Consider the following 2,441-nt stretch of genomic DNA (forward strand, 5'->3'; position numbering starts at 1 on the left):
GGTCTGGCACTACCACTTCGACCCACAGACCAACGTCATCGACGTGCACATCTCGCGGCTGCGCTCGAAGATCGACAAGGGCTTCGACCGCCCGATGCTGCAGACCGTGCGCGGCGCGGGCTACCGGCTGGACGCCTAGCCCAAGGTGCGCCTGCCGCGCATCTTCCGGACGACGCCGTTCCGGCTGACGCTGCTGTTCCTGGCGCTGTTCGCCAGCGCGGCGTCCGCCTTCCTGGCCTACATCTATGTGGCGACGGCCGGTGAGGCGACGCGGCGGACCGACCAGGAGATCCGCCGCGAGATGCGGTCGCTGACCGACGTCTACGACCGCGCTGGCGTGGATGCGGTGAACCAGTCGCTGATCGAGCGGGCCGCCAGCGAGCGGCCGTTCCTGTACCTCCTGATGACTAAGGATCAGGAGCGGATCTCGGGCTCGATCGAGGAGAGCCCCATCGACGAGTTCACCGGCGAACCCGCCTGGGCGACGTTCCAGGTGACCGACTACGACGTGCAGGGCCGGGAGGTGAAGCACCCGGCCCGCGGCCTGCAGCAGCGCCTCTCCGGCGGCGAGATCCTGTTCGTGGGGGCCGACGTTGGCGAGGACGAGGCCTACGTCGGCAAGATCGTGAACGCGCTCTGGGGCTCGGTGGTGCTGGTCATCATCGTGGGCATCGCCGGCGGGGTGCTGGTCAGCCGCAACGTTTCGCGGAGCATGGCCAGTCTCACGGACGTCGTGGACCGGGTGCGCAATGGAGAGCTGGGCGCGCGGGCCCGGGTTCGCGGCGCCCGCGACGAGTTCGACGAGCTGGCCCAGGGCTTGAACGAAATGCTGGACCGGCTGGAACGCTCTATGGCCGGCCACAAGCACGCCGGCGACGCCATCGCCCACGACCTGCGCTCGCCGCTGACGCGCCTGAGGGCCCGGCTGGAGGCCGCCTATCTCGACGTTGAGGCCGGCAAGGGCGACCCGCAGGAGGCCCTGGCCCAGGCGCTGACCGACACCGACGGGGTGCTGAAGACCTTCGGCGCGGTGCTGTCGATCGCGCGGCTGCAGGCGGCAGGCCAAGCGCCGGATCCGATGGTGTTCGATCCCGCCGAGCTCGCCGCCGACATCTCCGAGCTCTACGAGCCGCTCTGCGAGGAGAAGGACATCGAGTTCGCCGCCGAGTTCGCGAAGGACCTGACCGTGCGCGGCAACCGCGAGTTCCTGGCCCAGGCGCTGGCGAACATCCTGGACAACGCCGTGAAGTACACACCGGCCGGCGGCGCGATCATGCTGCGCGTGCGCCGCCGCTCGTCGGGCGAGGTGGAGTTCTCGGTGACGGACACCGGGCCTGGCGTGCCCGACGGCGACCGGGAGCGGGTGATCCAGCGCTTCGTGCGGCTGGAGAACAGCCGCAACGAGCCCGGCGCGGGCCTGGGCCTGTCGCTGGTCGCCGCGGTGGCGGAGGCGCACGGCGGCCGCCTGGAGCTGGACGAGGGGCCCGGCAAGGTCGGCGACAAGGGCCCCGGCCTGCGCGTGGCCCTGATCCTGCCTAGGGCCTGAGCCGCGCGTCGGCAGAGAACTTGCCGGGCCCCACGGTCGCCAGCAGCAGACCGACCAGCACCAGCGACCAGGCGGGATAGGCGCCGCGGATGCCGGCGTGTTGGTCGACCATGACGATGGCGATGAGGAAGTTCACGGCGCACAGCAGGCCGGCCCAGCGGGTGGCCAGGCCCGCGATGAACATGACGCCGCAGACGAACTGCACGGCCACGCCCAGCGGCGCCATCAGCTCCGGGCTGGGAAAGCCGTACTGCTTGAGGAAGGCGGCGAACTTCGCCATGTGCTCGGCGCTCGTGATGTTGTCCCAGACGCCCCAGATCAGGAACGCCCCGACGCTGAGCCGCGTGAGCAGCAGGGCGGCGTCCCCGCCACGGGCGAGTTGCGGCAGCGTGATGCAGCTTGCGATGTTCATGATCGTCCCCTCCATGTGGGCGGGATGATGGGCGCCGGATGAGCGTGAGCGGAACCGAAAACTTGGCTTTGGGCGCACGGATGGCGCCCTGCGGGCCCGTCGCCGACGCCAAGGCGGCCGAGCGGGCGCGCGAGATCATCGCCGATACCCTGTGGACCCCGGCGATGGCGCAGGCCTGGCCAGCGCTCGCGCCGGTGTTCGGGGCCGCGCCCTACCTTGCGGGGCTGGCGCGGCGCGACCCAAAGCGACTGGGCGAGCTCCTGGAAGGGGATCCGGACGCGCGGCTCGAGGATCTGCTGGCGCGCACCCGAGCGGTCGCCGAACTGATGCCGGACGCCGCGGTGGAGCCCCTGCGGCTGCTGAAGCAGGAACTGCACCTGATGACCGCCCTGGCGGACCTGGGCGGCGCCTGGGATCTGGACCAGGTGACCGGCGCGCTGACGCGCTTCGCAGACGCGTCGGTGACCGCAGCGCTCTGGTCGG

The 2,441-nt window shown here is 71.0% G+C and carries 3 protein-coding genes and 1 pseudogene; 3 read left to right on the forward strand and 1 reads right to left on the reverse strand.

The annotated features are described in order from the left end of the window. Together RIF93_RS20090 and RIF93_RS20095 are read left to right on the forward strand one after the other, a co-directional pair. On the forward strand, positions 1–139 hold a 139-nt coding region (locus RIF93_RS20090), incomplete at its 5' end, for a winged helix-turn-helix domain-containing protein (protein WP_309093217.1). Positions 140–145: 6 nt separating this feature from the next. Next, complete coding sequence (locus RIF93_RS20095; RefSeq protein ID WP_309093215.1) at positions 146–1,546, forward strand: HAMP domain-containing sensor histidine kinase; 1,401 nt, start codon at positions 146–148, stop codon at positions 1,544–1,546. On the opposite strand, the gene RIF93_RS20100 is transcribed toward RIF93_RS20095, so the two are convergent. After that, a complete protein-coding gene (locus tag RIF93_RS20100; protein ID WP_309093216.1) occupies positions 1,536–1,958 on the reverse strand; it encodes a DoxX family protein in 423 nt (140 codons plus the stop codon). The genes RIF93_RS20095 and RIF93_RS20100 overlap by 11 nt on opposite strands. Positions 1,959–1,996: 38 nt before the next feature. Here RIF93_RS20100 and RIF93_RS20105 point away from each other — a divergent pair. Continuing rightward, a pseudogene (locus RIF93_RS20105) lies at positions 1,997–2,441 on the forward strand (glutamine-synthetase adenylyltransferase); the annotation flags it as partial.

Origin of the sequence: Phenylobacterium sp., from assembly GCF_031181185.1 — a bacterium.
Taxonomy (GTDB): Bacteria; Pseudomonadota; Alphaproteobacteria; order Caulobacterales; family Caulobacteraceae; genus Phenylobacterium.